This window comes from Kitasatospora sp. NPDC059827 (genome assembly GCF_042731675.1).
Classification (GTDB): Bacteria; Actinomycetota; Actinomycetes; order Streptomycetales; family Streptomycetaceae; genus Kitasatospora.
Genome location: NZ_JBHWIV010000132.1, coordinates 1 through 16,363 on the forward strand (window position 1 = coordinate 1; position 16,363 = coordinate 16,363).

The 16,363-nt window shown below is 74.5% G+C and carries 18 protein-coding genes; 7 read left to right on the top strand and 11 right to left on the bottom strand.

Annotated features, from left to right (window positions below):
* Positions 1-91: 91 nt before the first annotated feature.
* Positions 92-892: an enoyl-CoA hydratase-related protein gene (locus ACFV8H_RS39530; protein WP_380409383.1), complete on the bottom strand. Its 801-nt coding sequence runs from the start codon at positions 890-892 to the stop codon at positions 92-94.
* Positions 893-1,188: 296 nt separating this feature from the next.
* Here ACFV8H_RS39530 and ACFV8H_RS39535 point away from each other — a divergent pair, with 296 nt between their 5' ends.
* Positions 1,189-1,356, top strand: coding sequence for a DUF3117 domain-containing protein (locus tag ACFV8H_RS39535; RefSeq protein WP_014137929.1), 168 nt, complete (start codon positions 1,189-1,191; stop codon positions 1,354-1,356).
* A 136-nt stretch (positions 1,357-1,492) separates the two neighbouring features.
* Here the strand turns inward: ACFV8H_RS39535 and ACFV8H_RS39540 are convergent, their stop codons facing one another.
* On the bottom strand, positions 1,493-2,125 hold the full coding sequence (locus ACFV8H_RS39540; protein WP_380409399.1) for an O-methyltransferase: 633 nt from the start codon (positions 2,123-2,125) through the stop codon (positions 1,493-1,495).
* A gap of 288 nt (positions 2,126-2,413) precedes the next feature.
* On the opposite strand from ACFV8H_RS39540, the gene sigE reads away from it, so the two are divergent.
* From sigE to ACFV8H_RS39560, 4 genes are all read left to right on the top strand, one after another.
* On the top strand, positions 2,414-3,142 hold the full coding sequence (gene sigE / locus ACFV8H_RS39545) for an RNA polymerase sigma factor SigE (RefSeq protein ID WP_375884886.1): 729 nt from the start codon (positions 2,414-2,416) through the stop codon (positions 3,140-3,142).
* Positions 3,139-4,161, top strand: a complete 1,023-nt coding sequence (locus ACFV8H_RS39550; protein WP_380409385.1) for an anti-sigma factor family protein — start codon at positions 3,139-3,141, stop codon at positions 4,159-4,161. Before sigE ends, ACFV8H_RS39550 begins: the two co-directional genes overlap by 4 nt.
* Before the next feature lie 134 nt (positions 4,162-4,295).
* Positions 4,296-4,727, top strand: a complete 432-nt coding sequence (locus tag ACFV8H_RS39555; RefSeq protein ID WP_380409387.1) for a sec-independent translocase — start codon at positions 4,296-4,298, stop codon at positions 4,725-4,727.
* A gap of 223 nt (positions 4,728-4,950) precedes the next feature.
* The gene (locus ACFV8H_RS39560; RefSeq protein WP_375884793.1) at positions 4,951-5,628 is read left to right on the top strand and encodes a hypothetical protein; all 678 of its coding nucleotides are present in this window, start codon (positions 4,951-4,953) and stop codon (positions 5,626-5,628) included.
* A gap of 71 nt (positions 5,629-5,699) precedes the next feature.
* On the opposite strand, the gene ACFV8H_RS39565 is transcribed toward ACFV8H_RS39560, so the two are convergent.
* From ACFV8H_RS39565 to ACFV8H_RS39580, 4 genes are all read right to left on the bottom strand, one after another.
* A complete protein-coding gene (locus ACFV8H_RS39565; RefSeq protein WP_380409389.1) occupies positions 5,700-6,860 on the bottom strand; it encodes an Mrp/NBP35 family ATP-binding protein in 1,161 nt (386 codons plus the stop codon).
* Between the two features lie 56 nt (positions 6,861-6,916).
* Positions 6,917-7,474: a DUF1003 domain-containing protein gene (locus tag ACFV8H_RS39570; RefSeq protein WP_375884889.1), complete on the bottom strand. Its 558-nt coding sequence runs from the start codon at positions 7,472-7,474 to the stop codon at positions 6,917-6,919.
* A 67-nt stretch (positions 7,475-7,541) separates the two neighbouring features.
* Positions 7,542-8,828 (bottom strand): magnesium transporter MgtE N-terminal domain-containing protein, encoded by a 1,287-nt coding sequence (locus ACFV8H_RS39575; RefSeq protein WP_375884798.1) that lies wholly within the window; start codon positions 8,826-8,828, stop codon positions 7,542-7,544.
* Between the two features lie 157 nt (positions 8,829-8,985).
* Positions 8,986-9,525, bottom strand: coding sequence for a hypothetical protein (locus ACFV8H_RS39580; RefSeq protein ID WP_380409390.1), 540 nt, complete (start codon positions 9,523-9,525; stop codon positions 8,986-8,988).
* Between the two features lie 132 nt (positions 9,526-9,657).
* On the opposite strand from ACFV8H_RS39580, the gene ACFV8H_RS39585 reads away from it, so the two are divergent.
* Positions 9,658-10,587, top strand: coding sequence for a DMT family transporter (locus ACFV8H_RS39585; protein ID WP_380409392.1), 930 nt, complete (start codon positions 9,658-9,660; stop codon positions 10,585-10,587).
* Between the two features lie 43 nt (positions 10,588-10,630).
* On the opposite strand, the gene corA is transcribed toward ACFV8H_RS39585, so the two are convergent.
* Positions 10,631-11,752 (bottom strand): magnesium/cobalt transporter CorA, encoded by a 1,122-nt coding sequence (gene corA, locus ACFV8H_RS39590; protein WP_380409393.1) that lies wholly within the window; start codon positions 11,750-11,752, stop codon positions 10,631-10,633.
* A 402-nt stretch (positions 11,753-12,154) separates the two neighbouring features.
* Here corA and ACFV8H_RS39595 point away from each other — a divergent pair, with 402 nt between their 5' ends.
* A complete protein-coding gene (locus ACFV8H_RS39595; protein WP_380409395.1) occupies positions 12,155-12,796 on the top strand; it encodes a suppressor of fused domain protein in 642 nt (213 codons plus the stop codon).
* Between the two features lie 103 nt (positions 12,797-12,899).
* Here ACFV8H_RS39595 and ACFV8H_RS39600 read toward each other — a convergent pair whose 3' ends face one another.
* The 4 genes from ACFV8H_RS39600 to ACFV8H_RS39615 form a co-directional block, all read right to left on the bottom strand.
* Complete coding sequence (locus ACFV8H_RS39600; RefSeq protein WP_380409396.1) at positions 12,900-13,760, bottom strand: PHP domain-containing protein; 861 nt, start codon at positions 13,758-13,760, stop codon at positions 12,900-12,902.
* A 56-nt stretch (positions 13,761-13,816) separates the two neighbouring features.
* Complete coding sequence (locus ACFV8H_RS39605) at positions 13,817-14,455, bottom strand: DUF6758 family protein (RefSeq protein ID WP_350511866.1); 639 nt, start codon at positions 14,453-14,455, stop codon at positions 13,817-13,819.
* Between the two features lie 374 nt (positions 14,456-14,829).
* Entirely contained in the window at positions 14,830-14,988 is a 159-nt protein-coding gene (locus ACFV8H_RS39610; protein ID WP_188305309.1) for a hypothetical protein, read from the bottom strand.
* 382 nt (positions 14,989-15,370) lie between these two features.
* A complete protein-coding gene (locus ACFV8H_RS39615; RefSeq protein ID WP_380409398.1) occupies positions 15,371-16,249 on the bottom strand; it encodes an alpha/beta fold hydrolase in 879 nt (292 codons plus the stop codon).
* Between the last annotated feature and the right edge of the window lie 114 nt (positions 16,250-16,363).

A 16,363-nucleotide genomic window follows, 5' to 3' on the forward strand; every position in this document is an offset into this window, starting at 1 on the left:
GCCGCCGCGATCTGGCACAACTGGAACACCGGCGCCGCGATCAAGCGCTCACTCATCGCCTATGACCACTGAGGACATCGGACTCATTCATCTAGCGGCCGACGTACTTCGGCTTCTCCTTGGCGATGAAGGCGCGCACCGCGATCCGGTGGTCCTCGCTCTCCCCGGCCAGGGTCTGGAGTTCGTCCTCCTTGTCGAGCAGCTCGTCCAGCGAGTGCGAGGCGCCGTACGCCAGGGACTCCTTGACGGCGCCGTAGGCCACCGTCGGGCCCTCGGCCAGCTCGCGGGCGAAGACCCGTGCGGTGGCGGCGAGTTCGTCGCCCGGCACGACCTTGGTGGCCAGGCCCAGCTCCATCGCCTCGGCGGCCTTGACCGTGCGGGGCAGCATCAGCAGCTCGGTGGCCTTGGCGTGCCCGACCAGCCGGGGCAGGGTCCAGGACGCGCCGGAGTCAGCGGTCAGGGCGATCCCGGCGAAGGCGGTGTTGAAGCCGGCCCGGTCGGACAGGATCCGGAAGTCGCAGGCGAAGGCGAGCGAGGCGCCCGCGCCGGCCGCCACCCCGCCGACCGCGGCGACGGTCGGCTTGCGCATCCCGGCCAGCGCGCGGGTCAGCGGGTTGTAGTGCTCGGCGACGGTCCGCAGCGCGCCCTCGCCGGTCTCCTCGAAGCGCTTGAGCAGCGCCAGGTGCTCGTTCAGGTCCTGCCCGACGCAGAAGGCCCGCTCGCCCGCGCCGGTGAGCAGCACCGCGCGCACGGCCGGGTCCCCGGCGGCCTCGGTCACGGCGTCGCGCAGCGCGACCTTGGTGGCCACGTCCAGGGCGTTCATCGCCTCCGGGCGGTTGATGGTGATGACGGCGAGGCCGCCGTCCAGCTCGTAGAGCACGGAATCGGACATGGGTGAGGGCTCCCTCGACGATCGTCACGCGGGTGGTCGTGCCAGGATGCCGGAGCGGAGGCCGGACTGGGGAGTGTGAGGTATCGCACCTTCCGGTGCCGTCACCACCGCCGCCACGCCGGGGCTTTTGGTGCCGATTGCGGTGGTTGCTGCCGGTCCGGCCGTGGTTGCACCGAGAGTGATGTTGGTCATCAGGCCGTGGCATGCGGGATAATGGCTTCCGATCAATGCGTTCGATACCGGCGGTGGACGGACTGCCGGTGCGTAGCTGAGCGGTTGCAGGAAGGGGAACGAGCATGGCGGCCATGAAGCCGCGGACGGGTGACGGCCCGCTCGAAGTCACCAAAGAGGGGCGGGGCATCATCATGCGCGTTCCGCTCGAAGGCGGCGGACGTCTCGTGGTGGAGCTCACGCCTGACGAGGCCGACGCCCTGGGCGAGGCCCTGAAGAAGGCCTGCGGCTGACCGCAGCGCTCGCCGTCTCCTGGAGACGTACCGCCGGGCCCGGGCACGACGTCATGTCGGCCCGGGCCCGTGCGTTCTCCGGGGGAGGGGGCCCGGCGTGCTCCGGCGCCTCAGGGCCTCCGGCGCCGCGCGGCCGCTAGCGCTTCACGGCGCAGAGCAGCCCGTCCGAGACCGGCAGCAGCGCGGGCAGCAGGGCGTCGCTCTCCCGCACGTCCCGCACCAGGTCGCGCACCGCGCCGGTCTGCGGGTCCTGGTGGTCCGGCTCGGCGAGCCGCCCCTCCTGGAAGACCCCCTCGAAGCAGACCATCCCGCCCGGCCGCAGCAGCCGCAGCGACTCCAGCAGGTACTCCCGCGACTCGGCCGGGTCGCCGTCGCAGAACACCAGGTCGTACTGGCCGTCGGCGAGCCGGGGCAGCACCTCCAGGGCCCGGCCCGGTATGAACCGCGAGCGGTTGGCCGCGAACCCGGCCGCCTGGTAGGCCTCGCGGGCCAGTTGCTGGCGCACCGGCTCCGAGTCGACCGTGGTGAGCACGCCGTCCGGCCGCATCCCGCGCAGCAGGTAGACGCCGGAGACGCCGGTGCCGGTGCCGATCTCGGCCACCGCCTTGGCGTCCAGGGCGGCGGCCAGCAGCCGCAGGCAGGCCCCGCCGCTCGGCCCGATGGCCCGTATGCCGGTCCGCGCGGACTGGGCCCGGGCGTAGGTCAGCACGGCGTCCTCGCCCACGTAGGTGTCGGCGAGGGCCGCGCGCGCGGGCCCGAACTCGCTGATGGCTGCCTCTTTCGGAGCCCCGGGTGGCGGCCCGGTGCCGGAGCATGTCGATATTTCCTGCCACAGATTACTGGCCGGGCGGGAACCGCGTACGGCGGCGGGCCGTTGTCACTGACGACCGGGTGCGCAAGACCGCCCGGACACTTTTATCCGGGCTTGACGGGTGAGGTGGATATGGTGGTGGCCCTGCTGGGCAGAAGAGCCGACCGAGGAGGTGTGGCCGAGGGCGACGTCCCTGTGCGGCGGCACTCCCGCGGCACCGCGTCGGCCCGTACGCCGAAGCCCGTGATGAACCAGCCTGCGCACTCCGACCTGGACCAGCCCGCCGCCGCCACGCCGGCCGCCGGTACCGCCGAGGCCCCTGTCCTCGCGACCTTCGCCGAGGGTCCCGACTCGCAGAGCTGGACTCCGCCCACGTGGGAGGAGATCGTCGAGGCGCACAGCGCCCGCGTCTACCGCCTCGCGTACCGGCTGACGGGCAACCAGCACGACGCCGAGGACCTCACCCAGGAGGTCTTCGTCCGGGTGTTCCGTTCGTTGTCGACCTACACCCCCGGCACCTTCGAGGGCTGGCTGCACCGGATCACCACCAACCTGTTCCTGGACATGGTCCGCCGCCGCCAGCGCATCCGCTTCGACGCGCTCGGCGAGGACGCGGCCGAGCGGCTCGCCTCCCGCGAGCCCAGCCCGGCCCAGCACTTCAGCGACACCCACTTCGACGCCGACGTGCAGCAGGCCCTGGACACCCTCGCGCCGGAGTTCCGCGCCGCCGTGGTGCTCTGCGACATCGAGGGCCTGTCCTACGAGGAGATCGCCGCCACCCTGGGCGTCAAGCTCGGCACCGTCCGCAGCCGCATCCACCGCGGCCGCTCCCACCTGCGCGCCGCCCTCAAGCACCGCGCCCCCGGCTCGGCCCCGGGCCGCGAGCGCCGCGGCGGCTCGGAGGAGCCGGTGCCGGTCGGCGTCGCCGCCGAGGTCGCGACGGCGCCGGGCGGGCGCGGACGGAGGCGATCGTGAGCGGAACCGGCTGGTCCGGTCAGGACCGTTCGGATGCGTCCGACCGGTCCTCGACCCGGCGGAGCTGGGCCCTTCCGGGCCGCCGCGGCGCCGCGGACCCGGTGGGCGGTGACCTCGGGGACCCACTGCTGCCCGCCGTCCCGCTGCCCGCCGACACGGCGCTGCGCGCGCTGCCCGTACGGCCCGCCGAGCCCGCGGCCGAGGAGCACCACCTGGGCGACCGGCTCTCCGCCTTCCTGGACGGCGAACTCGGCCACGACTCCCGCGAGCGGGTCCTGGCCCACCTGGCCACCTGTCCGCAGTGCAAGGCCGAGGCCGACGAGGGCCGGTCCGTCAAGCACCTGCTGACCCGCACCGACACCCCCGGCCCCTCCTCCGCGCTGATGGCCCGGCTGATGGCCGTCGGCAGCCTCCCCGAGGACGCCCCGGCGGACGCCGGCTGGCCCCGCGGCCGGGACGACGACGACCTCCCCGGTGGCGGCGTGAACGCCACCGGGACGCTCGGCGGCAGCCGGCTGACCGGCGGCTCATTCGGCCGCGGCGCCGGTGCCTCCTTCGGCGCGGGCGCGCTCGGCGCTGCCACCCCGCTGCCCGGGGTCGACCCGCGCGCCTTCGGCCGCGGCTCGATGCTGCGACCGCTCATCGGCCGGCGCAGCGGCCGTCCGGAGGCCGTCGCCCGCCCCGACCGCACCGCCGCCCGCCCGCAGCCCGCGGCGGCCGTCCTGCGGCCCTCCGCGGCCCGCGGCCGCCGTCTGGTGTTCGCCGCCGCGGGCGCCTTCTCGGTCGCCGCGGTGACGCTCGGCGGCGTCGGGGGGCTCACCCAGGGCGAGGAGCAGCACGGCACCACGGTGAGCCCGGTGGGCGGCACCAGTGGCCGGAGCGGCTACGTCCCGATGAACGCGCAGGTCCCGGTGGACTTCCCGGGCCGCCCGGTGGCCGCCACCCGCGACCCGGAGCCGTCCTCCTCCCCGGAGCGCTACCCGGGCAACATCGCCGCCCTGCGCCAGCAGACCCGTTAGGCCCTGTCCGGCCGATCTTGCCGGGCCCCCGGCCACCGGCTGGTCTTTACCACGGCTTCATCCCGTCGTGGACCAGGGACTCGCCGGTGGCCATTACCCTGTAGGAACGTCGTCCGATGAGCTAGGGAGCCCAGGTGTTCACCGATGTAGGCGGGCTGAAGCTGCTGACCCTGGCCGTACTGGCGATCGTCGTCTTCGGCCCGGACAAGCTGCCGAAGCTGATCCAGGACACCATGGGCTTCATCCGGAAGGTCCGTTCCTTCGCCGACACCGCGAAGGAGGACATCCGCAGCGAGCTGGGGCCCGATTTCAAGGACTTCGAGTTCGAGGACCTCAACCCCAAGACCTTCGTCCGCAAGCAGCTGATGGGCGACCAGCAGGACCCGCTGGGCCTCAAGGACATGAAGGAGTCGCTCGACATCCGCTCCGTCCTGGACGACAAGCCGGCCGCGCCGGTGAACGGCCGGACGGGCAGCGTGAGTTTCGAGAAGGCCGCGGCGCCCGCCTCCGCCGGCGCCCCGCTGCAGCCCGGCGAGCGGCCCCCGTTCGACCCCGACGCCACCTGATCCGGGCCGGCCGTCCGCGGCCCGGGGTGCGTCCGACAATTCCCGCCGGCCCGCCCGGCTGAGCGGGGCCCCGGCGTGCGCGCCGCTATTGTGCTGATTGTTCCCGTTGAGCCGTCCGTCACATCCGCGCCCGCGCGGACCAGGAACGGCCCCCGGGAGCGCCGAGGTACGCCACCATGGGAGCGCGCCACGGCAGGCACACGTGCGTTGAGGAGGCCCGGGGATGGACGCGACGAGTCAGGCGGGAGGGGCGACGGTCACGGCCGGCGGCCCGGTGGTCGGCGGGCAGGCCGGTCCGGCGGACCCGCTGGTGCCCTACCTGTCCGCCGACTTCCCCTGGTACGGCCTGGACGAGGGCTGGACCGGCCGCCGCTTCCTGATGCAGGCCGGCGCGGGCGGCCCCCGCGGCGGGGCGGCCGGCGGCGTCGACTACGGCACCCTCGGCCACGGCGACGAGCCGGCCAAGCAGTTCGAGCCGCGCGATGTGCGCAAGTTCGCCGTGGTGGTCACCGTGGCCCGCCGGGACAGCCGCCGCAGCGCCGACAACACCGGCACGCTGGAGGCGACGTCCGCCTCCTCCGCGGCCTGGCTGGCCGGCTCCGGCCTGCTCGCCGCGACCTGGCCCGGCCAGCTGGACCGCGCGCTGCGCCAGGACTGGCTGGACCAGCAGAGCAACCTGGCGTGGGACCTCGCCGACGACCTGGCCGGGCCCGGCTGGTCGACCCTGAGCCTGCCGGTCAACGGCCTGCCGCAGCCCTTCCGCTACCGGGAGTCCGAGTACGGCTGGGTGCTGGCCGGCGAGGCCCCCGGCGTGCTGCTCGGCGCCTTCGGCCGGGGCGTCAGCGCCTACGGCGTCGGCTTCGCCACCGTCCCCGACCTGGGCGGCTACGCCCGGCCGTAGGGAGGCAGCGGACACGCGGCGGGGCCGGACGGTGATCCGTCCGGCCCCGCCGCGTACGCCCGCTCGGAACGTCAGAACTTGTTCTTGGGCGTCAGCCCCAGGGACATGCCGGACAGGCCGCGCCGGCGGCCGCCGAGCTTGCCGGCCACGGCGCGCAGGGCGGCGCCGGCCGGGGAGTCGGGGGCGGCGAGCACGACCGGGCGGCCGTCGTCGCCGCCCTCGCGCAGCCGGACGTCGATCGGGATCGAGCCGAGCACCGGGACGGTGGCGCCGACGGTGCGGGTCAGCGCGTCGGCGACGGTCTGGCCGCCGCCGGTGCCGAAGACGTCGATCATCTCGTCGCAGTGCGGGCACGGCATGCCGGACATGTTCTCGATCACGCCGACGATCTTCTGGTGGGTCTGCACCGCGATGGTGCCGGCCCGCTCGGCCACCTCGGCGGCGGCCATCTGCGGGGTGGTGACGATCAGGATCTCCGCGTTGGGGACCAGCTGGGCCACCGAGATCGCGATGTCGCCGGTGCCGGGCGGCAGGTCCAGCAGCAGCACGTCCAGGTCGCCCCAGTAGACGTCGGCCAGGAACTGCTGCAGCGCGCGGTGCAGCATCGGGCCGCGCCAGACCACCGGGGCGTTGCCCGGGGTGAACATGCCGATCGAGATGACCTTCACGCCGTTCGCCTGCGGCGGCATGATCATGTCCTGGACCTGGGTGGGCCGGCCCTCGACGCCCAGCATGCGCGGCACGCTGTGGCCGTAGATGTCGGCGTCCACGACGGCGACCTTCAACCCGTCCGCGGCCATCGCGGCGGCCAGGTTGACGGTCACCGAGGACTTGCCGACGCCGCCCTTGCCGGAGGCGACGGCGTAGACCCGGGTCAGCGTGCCCGGCTTGGCGAACGGGATCTCCCGCTCGGGGGCACCGCCGCGCAGCAGCTGGGAGAGCTCCTTGCGCTGCTCGTCGCTCATCACGTCGAGTTCGACCTCGACGCCGGTCACCCCGGGCACCCGGCCGACCGCGTCACGGACCCGGGTGACGATGGTGTCGCGCATCGGACAGCCGGAGACGGTCAGGTAGACCGCGACGCGCACCGCGCCGTCCTCGGCGATCCCGACCGATTTCACCATGCCGATCTCGGTGATCGGACGGTTGATCTCCGGGTCGTTGACGGTCGCCAGCGCCTGGCGTACGGAGTCCTCCGTGACGCCGGCCGCGACCTCTGTCTCGTTGGCCATGCCTTGATGGTACGGCTCCGGGCGAACCGCTTAACCGGCCGGTAGCGTGCCGCCGGTCACAACGCCTCGGAGGCGCCCCGCCGTTCGTCGATCTCCTTGAGCAGCGACTGGAGCTCGGACCGGATGAAGTCCCGGGTGGCCACCTCGCCGAGCCCGTGCCGCAGGGCCGCGACCTCGCGGGCCAGGTACTCGGTGTCGGCGATGTTGCGGTCGCTGCGGGCCCGGTCCTGCTCCATGTTGACGCGGTCCCGGTTGTCCTGCCGGTTCTGCGCCAGCAGGATCAGCGGCGCCGCGTAGGAGGCCTGGAGCGACAGCACCAGGGTCAGGAAGATGAACGGGTACTCGTCGAAGCGCGCGTCCGAGGGCAGCATGGTGTTCCACAGCACCCAGACGATGATCACCACCGTCATCCAGACGATGAACCGCCCGGTGCCGAGGAAGCGGGCGATCCGCTCCGACAGCACGCCGAAGGCCTCGGGGTCGTAGGACGGCAGGGTCAGCAGGCCGGGCCGCGCGGTGCGGGGCTGGTCGAGCCGGGTGCGGTTGGAGCCGGTGATCGGGGAGGTCTCCAGGCGCTCCCGGCCGCCGCCCTCGCGGGTGCGCAGTTCGCGCAGCTGGCGCAGCTCCCGCAGTTCGCCCTGCAGGCGCCGGCGGGCGGACTCGCCCCGCCGGCCGTTGCGGTCACCGTCCACCGTGCACCTCGTCTCTGTCGTCGTCCCCGGCGTGCAGCGCGGCGTCGCGCCAGTCCTCGGGCAGCAGGTGGTCGAGCACGTCGTCGACGGTCACCGCGCCGAGCAGGTGGTCGGCCTCGTCCACGACCGGCGCGGCCACCAGGTTGTACGTCGCCAGGTAGCTGGTGACCAGGGACAGCGGGGTGTCCGGCGGCAGCGCGTCCAGGTCGTCGTCCACCAGCGAGCCGACCAGGACGTACGGGGGCTCGCGCAGCAGCCGCTGGAAGTGCACCGCGCCCAGGTACTTGCCGGTCGGGGTCTCGTTCGGCGGCCGGCAGACGTACACCTGGGCGGCCAGCGCGGGCTTGTGGTCGCGGATCCGGATCCGGGCCAGCGCCTCGGCGACCGTCGCGTCCGGCTCCAGGACGATCGGCTCGGTGGTCATCAGACCGCCGGCGGTGTCCTCCTCGTAGGAGAGCAGCCGGCGGACCGGCTCGGCCTCCTCCGGCTCCATCAGGCCGAGCAGCCGCTCGGCCTCGTCGCCGGGCAGTTCGGAGAGCAGGTCGGCGGCGTCGTCCGGGTCCATCGCCTCCAGGACGTCGGCCGCCCGCTCCCCCTGGAGCTTGCCGATGATCTCGACCTGGTCGTCCTCGGGCAGCTCCTCCAGGACGTCCGCGAGCCGCTCGTCCGGCAGCGCGGCGGCCACCTCGGCGCGGCGCTTGGCCGACAGGTGGTGCATCACGCTGGCGAGGTCGGCCGGGCGCAGCTGCTCGAAGGTGGCGAGCAGGTTGGCCGCGCCCTGGTCCTGCTCGGGCAGCGCGAAGCCGGTGACGTCCTGCCAGTCCAGGGTGAGCCGCTCGCCCTTGCCCTTGCGCAGCCGGGTGGCCCGGCCGACCTGGACGAAGACCTTGCTGACCTCCCACTCGCGCAGCCGGGTCTGCACCATGCCGACGTCCAGCACGGTGACGTCCTCGGCGGTCTTGGACCAGGTGACGGTGCGGTCCAGCAGCTCGGCCAGCACCAGGGTCTCGGACGGCCGCTGCTCGAACCGGCGCAGGTTGATCAGGCCGGTGGTGAGCACCTGGCCGGACTCCAGGCTGGTCACCCTGGTCATCGGCAGGAAGATCCGACGCCGGGCGACGACCTCGACCACCAGGCCGAGCACCAGCGGGGGGCGGCCGCCGAGGCGCAGCGAGACGACCACGTCGCGGACCCGCCCGACCTGGTCGCCGTTCGGGTCGAACACCGCGACGGCGGAGAGGTGGGAGATGAAGACCCGGCTTCCTGGCCCTGCCATGAACTCCCTCGACTCCCTCGACCCTGCCCGAGCGGTCCGACCTGCTCGGCGCCGTACGGTGTGCACCGGGGCGCACGTCCGGCCAAGGCTACCCGCGCCGCGTGCACCCGGCCCGGTGAGGCACGGTAGCGGGCCCAGGCGTCCTCGGCATGAACCTTTAACGGCGCTTGAACAGCAGTTTGGGCAGTCCGGCGGGGATCGGGCGGCGGGTGGTGGCCGGGGTGGGCATCGGCTCGGCGGCGTGCGAGCCGTCCGGCATGGCGCCCGGACGCTCGGTCAGCGCCCCGGCCGGGCGCAGCCGCAGCACCCGGCACTCGCGGGCCCAGCGCTCGGTGATGGTGTCCGTGTCGGGCGCGTTCAGCCGCTTGCCCTTGAGTTCCTCGACGGCGCCCAGCCAGGCCTCGCCGTTCGGCGCCAGCTCGACCACCTCGGCGGCCCAGCCGGTCAGCCGGCCGCCCTTGTCCTTGCTGCGCACGGTGATCACGGCGCGGGCGCCCGGGGTCAGGCCGTGCAGGGGCTGCTCGCCGCCCCCGCCGACGACCACCACGGCGCCGTCGTGCCAGGCGTGCCACAGCGGGCGGGCCTGCGCCTCGCCGTCCGCGCGCACCCAGAGCAGTCCGGACTTCTTCGCGGCCTCCTCCAGCAGGGCCTGGTCGAGGAAGTCGTCGGCGACGGGGGCGGCGGAGTTGCGGTCCATGGCGGACAGCGTACGGGCTCGCCGCCCGCGCCCGCCCGGCCGGACGTCTCAGCCTCCGGGCGACAGTTCCATTGACGGCCCACGGGCCTTACCGTATGAGCGCCCCGCCCCCGCGACCAGCGAAGGAGCGCCGTGCCCGCCGCCCGGCCCGCGACCACCCCCGCCCCTGCCACCGCCGCCGACCAGCGGCCCGCGCACCCGCTCCCCACCGCCGACCTGCTGCTGCTCGCCGTCTCGATCGGCGGCATCTCCTTCTCCGGCCCGCTGATCTCCGCCACCGCCGCGCCCGCGCTGGCCATCGCCTTCTGGCGCAACGTCATGTCGGTCGGCGCCCTGGGTCCGTACGCGCTGCTGCGCCACCGCGCCGAGCTGCGCGGGATCGGCCGGCGGGCGCTGCTGCTCGCGGTCGCCGCCGGGGTGCTGCTCGCGGTGCACTTCGCGCTCTGGATGCCCAGCCTGCGGATGACCTCGGTGGCCTCCGCGACCGCCCTGGTCACCACCACCCCGCTGTGGACGATCCTGCTGATGCGGCTGTTCGGCGTCCGTGCGCCGAGGATGGTCTGGCTCGGGACGGTCGTCGCCTTCGCCGGTGTGCTGGTGCTGACCGGCGTCGACCTCTCGATGTCCCCGCGCGCCCTGCTCGGCGACGCCCTCGCGCTCGCCGCGGGCCTGGCCGCGGCCGGGTACATGCTGCTGGGCGCGGAGGTCCGCAGGACGGTCAGCACCACCGCGTACACGCTGGTCTGCTACACGACCACGGCGGTCGGCCTGCTGGTGATCTGCCTGGCCACCGGTACGCGGCTGTCCGGCTGGTCGGCCGGGGCCTGGTGGCAGATCGTGCTGCTGATGGTCACCGCGCAGCTGCTCGGGCACTCGCTGAGCAACCGGGTGGTGCGCACCCTCGGCCCGTCGATCACCTCCACCGCGATCCTGCTGGAGACCCCGGGCGCGGCCCTGATCGCCGCGCTCTGGCTCGGCCAGTGGCCCCCGGCGGCGGCGTACCCGGCGGTGGTGCTGATCCTGCTCGGCCTGGTCCTGGTCGCCCGCGGCGGGCGGCGCTGACGCCCCCGCGGGGGCGGGGCCTGGGGACGGGGCCCTGGGGGCGCTACAGCCAGCCGTTGCGGCGGAAGCCCCGGTACATCCCGACGCAGATCACCGCGATCGCGGTGAGCACCAGCGGGTAGCCGTAGGCGTGGTGCAGTTCGGGCATGTAGTCGAAGTTCATGCCGTACACGCCGGTGATCATGGTGGGCACCGCGAAGATCGCCGCCCAGGCGGTGATCTTGCGCATGTCCTCGTTCTGCGCCACCGACACCTGCGCCAGGTTGGCCTGGAGCAGCGAGTTCAGCAGTTCGTCGAAGCCGTGCACCTGCTCGGTGACCCGGGCCAGGTGGTCGGCGACGTCCCGGAAGTACTTCTGGATGTCCGGGTCGACCAGGCCCTGCTGCGGCTCGGACAGCTGCTGCATCGGGCGCAGCAGCGGTGCCACCGCGCGCTTGAACTCCAGTACCTCGCGCTTGAGTTGGTAGACCCGGCCGACGTCCGCGGTGCGCGCGCCCTTGGCCGAGAAGACGCCGTACTCGATCTCGTCCACGTCGTTCTGCAGCCGCTCGGCGACCAGCAGGTAGTTGTCCACCACGTGGTCGGCGATCGCGTGCAGCACCGCGGCCGGGCCCTTGGCGAGCAGCCCGGCCTCGTCCGCGTCCGCCTCCAGGCGGTGCCGCAGCTCCTGCAGCGAGCCGTGGCCGCCGTGCCGGACGGTGATCACGAAGTCCCGGCCGGCGAAGACCATCAGCTCGCCGGTCTCCACCACCTCGCTGGTGGGCGTGAGTTGGTCGTGCTCGACGTAGCGGATGGTCTTGAAGACGGCGAACAGCACGTCGTCGTAGCGCTCCACCTTGGGCCGCTGGTGGGCGTGCACCGCGTCCTCCACCGCGAGCGGGTGCAGGCCGAACCGCTGGGCGATCCCCTCGAACTCGGCCCCGGTCGGCTCGTGCAGCCCGATCCAGCTGAACGACCCGGCGGTGTCCGGGAGTTGGTGCGCGGCCTTGACCCGGCGGGCGGCCTCGCGGGGGCTGCAGGTCTCGCCGTTGCGCCGGCCGTGCTGGTAGACCGCGCAGTCCACGACCGCCGAGCCGGCGCCCTCGGGCACGGCGTCGTACGGCCCGACGGCGCCCCGGCGGCGGTTGGTGCGGACGGCGGCGCGCAGGCTGTTGATCATCGACATGACAGGCTCCCTGGGGCAGGAGCCGTCGCACGGTGGCGCGGAGGGGACGCGGAAGGGCCGTGGTGCGACGGCGAGGAACACCGGTGAAGGGGACGAGGGGTGCTCTCCCGGCCGGTCCGTCCGCCGCCGACCCGCGCCCGGGCCACTAGGGCTCGGTCAGCCGCTGAGGCCTGCGGGGCGGGAAGTGCGGGGAAGTCGGGGCCGGGCAGAGCTGCCGGTACTGCATGGTCGGCCGGTATCCACCGCAACCACCTCCTTCGCTCGCCGCCCCGGGACCTGCGATCCCGGTGGCCAGTCGCTCACCCTAACATCTGACCGGGCATCGGTGCCCCGGGGTTTCCCCGGCCTTCGCCCGTACGCCCCCGCGCGGACGCCGGGGCGGCCCGGGTTACGCTCACCGGCATGGCGCACGACTTCCCGTCCTTCGGCGACCCCCACGGCGGCAGCTCCCCGGACCTCACCCGGGAGGCGGTGCTGGCGGCCGTCGAGGCCCGGCTGATCTCCACCTTCGGCGAGCCGAGCGGCCGCGCCGCCGTCACCTTCCTGGGCACCGACCGGATCGAGGTGCTGCGCTTCGGCCCGGACGCCGACGGCCTGGTCCGCTACGCGACGCTCGGAATGGCGGCCGCCCCGATGGCCGACCCGACCCAGCCGGTCGCCGACCAGCTGCGCGGACCGCGCGCCGAACTGGTGCTGACGGTGCGCGGCGGGCGCGACGGCGTGCTGCGCAGCCTCGCCACCTTCGCCGCGACGCCGCAGGTCGAGGGCCTGGTGGTGGCCCCGGGCGGCTCGCTGGACCTCGGTGCCCCGCTCTGGGAGGGCGCCCCGTTCACCTCGGTGCTGGCCGCCGAGCCGGGCGGGCTGGTCGAGGACCTGGAACTTGCCGAGCCCGCCGAGCCGGTGCGCTTCCTGCCGCTGCTGCCGATGACGCCCAACGAGGCGGGCTGGAAGCGGGTGCACGGCGCGGCCGCGCTCCAGGAGCGCTGGCTGGACCAGGGCACCGACCTGCGCGACCCGCAGCGGCGCGGCGTCAAGCTCGACTGACTCCCGGCCCGGCGCCGGCCCCCGGCCCCCGGCCCGCAGGGCGCACGGGCGGCCCGCCCGCCCCACCGCGCCCCGGTGCGCCGGAGCGCGGCCCCGCCCGCCGTCAGCGCTCGATCGGCTTCGCCCCGGTGGCCTGGGCCAGCAGGGCCTCGTACACCCCGGGGTCGGTGGTGTGCTCGCCGAGCCGGACGGTCTTGCGGCTGCCGTGGTAGTCGCTGGAGCCGGTGACCAGCAGGCCGAGGTCGCCGGCCAGGCCGCGCAGCCGCTGCCTGGTCTCCTCGTCGTGGTCGGTGTGGTCGACCTCCAGCCCGGCCAGTCCGGCGGCCGCGAGGTCGGCGATCACCCCGTCCGGGACGGTCCGGCCGCGCTTGACCGCGCCGGGGTGGGCGAACACCGGCACCCCGCCGGCCGCCCGGACCAGCCGGACCGCCCGCACCGGGTCGGTCTCGTGCTTGCGGACGTCCGCCCGGCCGCCGTTGGCCAGCCACTGCGGGGTGAAGGCGTCCGAGACGGTGGCCACCACGCCCGCCTCGACCAGCGCGCTGGCGATGTGCGGCCGCCCCACCGAACCGGCCCCGGCGATCCGCTGCACCTGCTCCCAGCTGATGTCCGCGCCGAGCTCCCGGCAGCGCTCGACGACCGCCCGGCCGCGCCGGAACCGGTCGGTGCGCACCAGCTCGCGCTCGGCCGCGAACTCCGGCTCCTCGGGGTCGAACAGGTAGGCCAGCAGGTGCATGCTGACGCCGTCCACCACACAGGACAGTTCGGCGCCGGGGACGACGGTCAGCCGGGTGCCGTCCGGCAGCGCGTGCACGGCGGTGGCGGCCCCGGCGTGCCCGGCGACGGTGTCGTGGTCGGTGAGCGCGACCACGTCGAGGCCGGCCGCGACCGCCGCCGCGACCAGCTCGGCCGGGCTGTCGGTGCCGTCGGAGGCGTTGCTGTGGGCGTGCAGGTCGATGCGCACGGGGCGGACTCCTCGGGCTGGTGGGTGCCGCCCAGGATAGGCCGTCCGGTCCGCCGTCAGCCCAGCAGTCGGGGGGAGAGCGCCCCGCAGGGCAGCAGGTCCAGTTCGGCGCCGGCCTCGCGCAGGTCGGTGAGCACCAGCTCGTCGTACATCACCAGCGCGGACTGCTCGGGCCAGGCGATCGCCCAGAGCCAGAGCCCGCGGGCCTCGCCGACGAACACCGCGCGGTCGGGCGGGGCGTCCGGGACGTGGAACATCGGGGTGGGCCGCCCGGCGGCCATCAGCTTGGCGTCGGCGGGCTTGTAGAGGCCGACCGAGTCGCCCGGGTCGGGGCCGGGCAGTCCGGCGTAGCGGGCGCCGAGCCCGACGCCCAGTTCCTCGGCGACCAGCACCAGTTCGCCGAAGCCGCCGAGCGGGGCGGGCCCGGAGCAGGCGACGGCGGTGGCCCGGGCGCCCGAGACGTCGTCGCCGACGTGGGCGATGCCGGTGTAGAGCCAGCCGACCGGGAGCGGCCAGGGCAGCCAGACGGGGACCTGGGAACGGGCGACGGCGACGCCCAGGGCTTCCACGCTCGGGGGCAGTACGGGCTGCATCGGGTGGACGGCTCCGTGCCGGTCGCACTGCCAGGTGTCCGAAAAAAGACCGGGGGCGCGGACCCGACCGGCGCACCTCGGACAGCTTGGCTCGCCCCTCATAGCCGACAACGCTCCTCCCTCCGGACCGCCGCGTCAAGGACGATCACCCGTACGGACGGCCCGGCGGCACCCTGTCGGTGCTGGACGCCCGGCCGGCGCGGATGGCTTGCGGCGCGGGCGGTTCCCGTTGGGGGATGTCCCGTCGCGGGCGGCGGCAAACGTACCGGGGCCGGGGCTGGTGTCGGAGCCGAGTCGGGGCCGAGTCGGGGCCGAGTCGGGGCCGGGGTCGGTCCGTTCCGGGGCCGGACGCACTGACGCCCCGTCAACGGCGATCGCGGTGACGGGGCGTCAGTCGGGTATCGGTACGTCCGGATCGGACGATCCCGGCTCGTCGGCGGCGGGTGAGGTCTCCCGGTCGGAGGCGCCGCGCTGGGTCAGACGGTCGGGCACGGGCGGATGAGCAGGCGCTCGCCGGTGCGGGCGGCGTCCTGGACGAGCTCGCGGACGGTCTCGGCGTCGGCGATCACGCGGTCGGTCGCGGAGCCGTTGGCGTCGTCCAGTCGGAGGATCTCGAAGCGCATGGGCTTGGTCATGGGCGTCTCCTTTTCGGGCCCCGCGGGGCGGGGCGGTTGCGGCTGAGTCGGTATCAGCCCTTTCGGGGTCCTGCGGATCCGGCGCTGCGGCCGGACCACGCGGGTCGTACGTGTGGCGGTCTGCTGCGGCAAGGGCTCCCCCTGGGCTTGCCTGGTGCGTCCAGTCCCTCGTGAACCACGGTGTCGTGGCGGTGCTACCGGGCCGTTGCCCGTCCGTAACGTCCGGGTTTCGGCTGAAAGGCACCCTGTGGATGTCGCCGATGATTCCCGGACAGAATCAAAGATTACCGTAACTAACGACTTTTGTCCTGTGCCGAGCCCGGTCGAACCTCCGGAAGTGGTACAGACCACGCTGGGGAGCGGGTCGGTCGGGGGGCCGGGCTCAGGCCCAGAACGCGGCCAGCGCCTCGGCCGTGGCGGCCGGCCGCTCGGCGTTGGGGGAGTGGGCCGCGCCCGCGACGACCACCCGGCGGGCGCCCAGCCGCCGCGCCATCGCGCCCTGCTCCGGCACCGGCCAGGCGTAGTCCTGCTCCCCGGACACCACCAGCACCGGCAGCGTCCCGGCCGCCACCGCGGCCAGCTCGTCCACCCGGTCCGGCGCGGCGACCAGGTGCGCGCCGGTGACGGCCAGCGACCGCGGCACGTTGGCCACCCAGCGGCGGTGCAGGAACTCCGCGACCCCCGGCGCCAGGGCGGGCTTCGGCTCCCCGCCGCTCTCGTCCATCTGCCGCATGACCTGCCAGATCTCCTCCAGGCCCATCACCGGCAGGACGTCCAGCAGCATCCTGGTCCGGGCCGCCTCGGCCGGGTCGATCGCGCCCGGCCCGGTGGCCATCAGGGTCAGCGAACGCCACGGCAGCGGGCCCTCCTCGGCGGCCGCGAGCACCGCCTCCCGGACCACCTGGCCGCCGAAGGAGTGCCCCAGCAGGTGCACCGGCCCGCCCTCCGCGGCCAGCACCTCGGTCAGCGCCCGGACGTCGGCGCCCAGCGCGGCCACGGCGTACGCTGCCCCGTCGTCCGGCCCGCCGGTCTCGTACTGACCCCGCTGGTCCACGGCCGTCACCCGGTACCCGGCGGCCGCGAGCGGCGCGAGCAGCGCGATGAAGTCCTCCTTGCTGCCGGTGAACCCCGGCACCAGCAGAGCCGAGCCGCGTACCGGGCCGTCCGGCTCCGCGCGCAGCGCCGCGAACTCCCCGCGCCCGGTCGGCACGCGCTCCGCCCGGGCGCAGCGGGGCAGGTCCAGGAACGGCGGAGTACTCATGAGCGGGTTCCCTCCCGGGGCAGGCGACGCCCCGAGCCTATGCCGTCCTGGCACCCCCTCCCACCAGGGGGGACGTCCGGGAACGCCCGAGGGGGCGGCCCGACCGTGTGACGG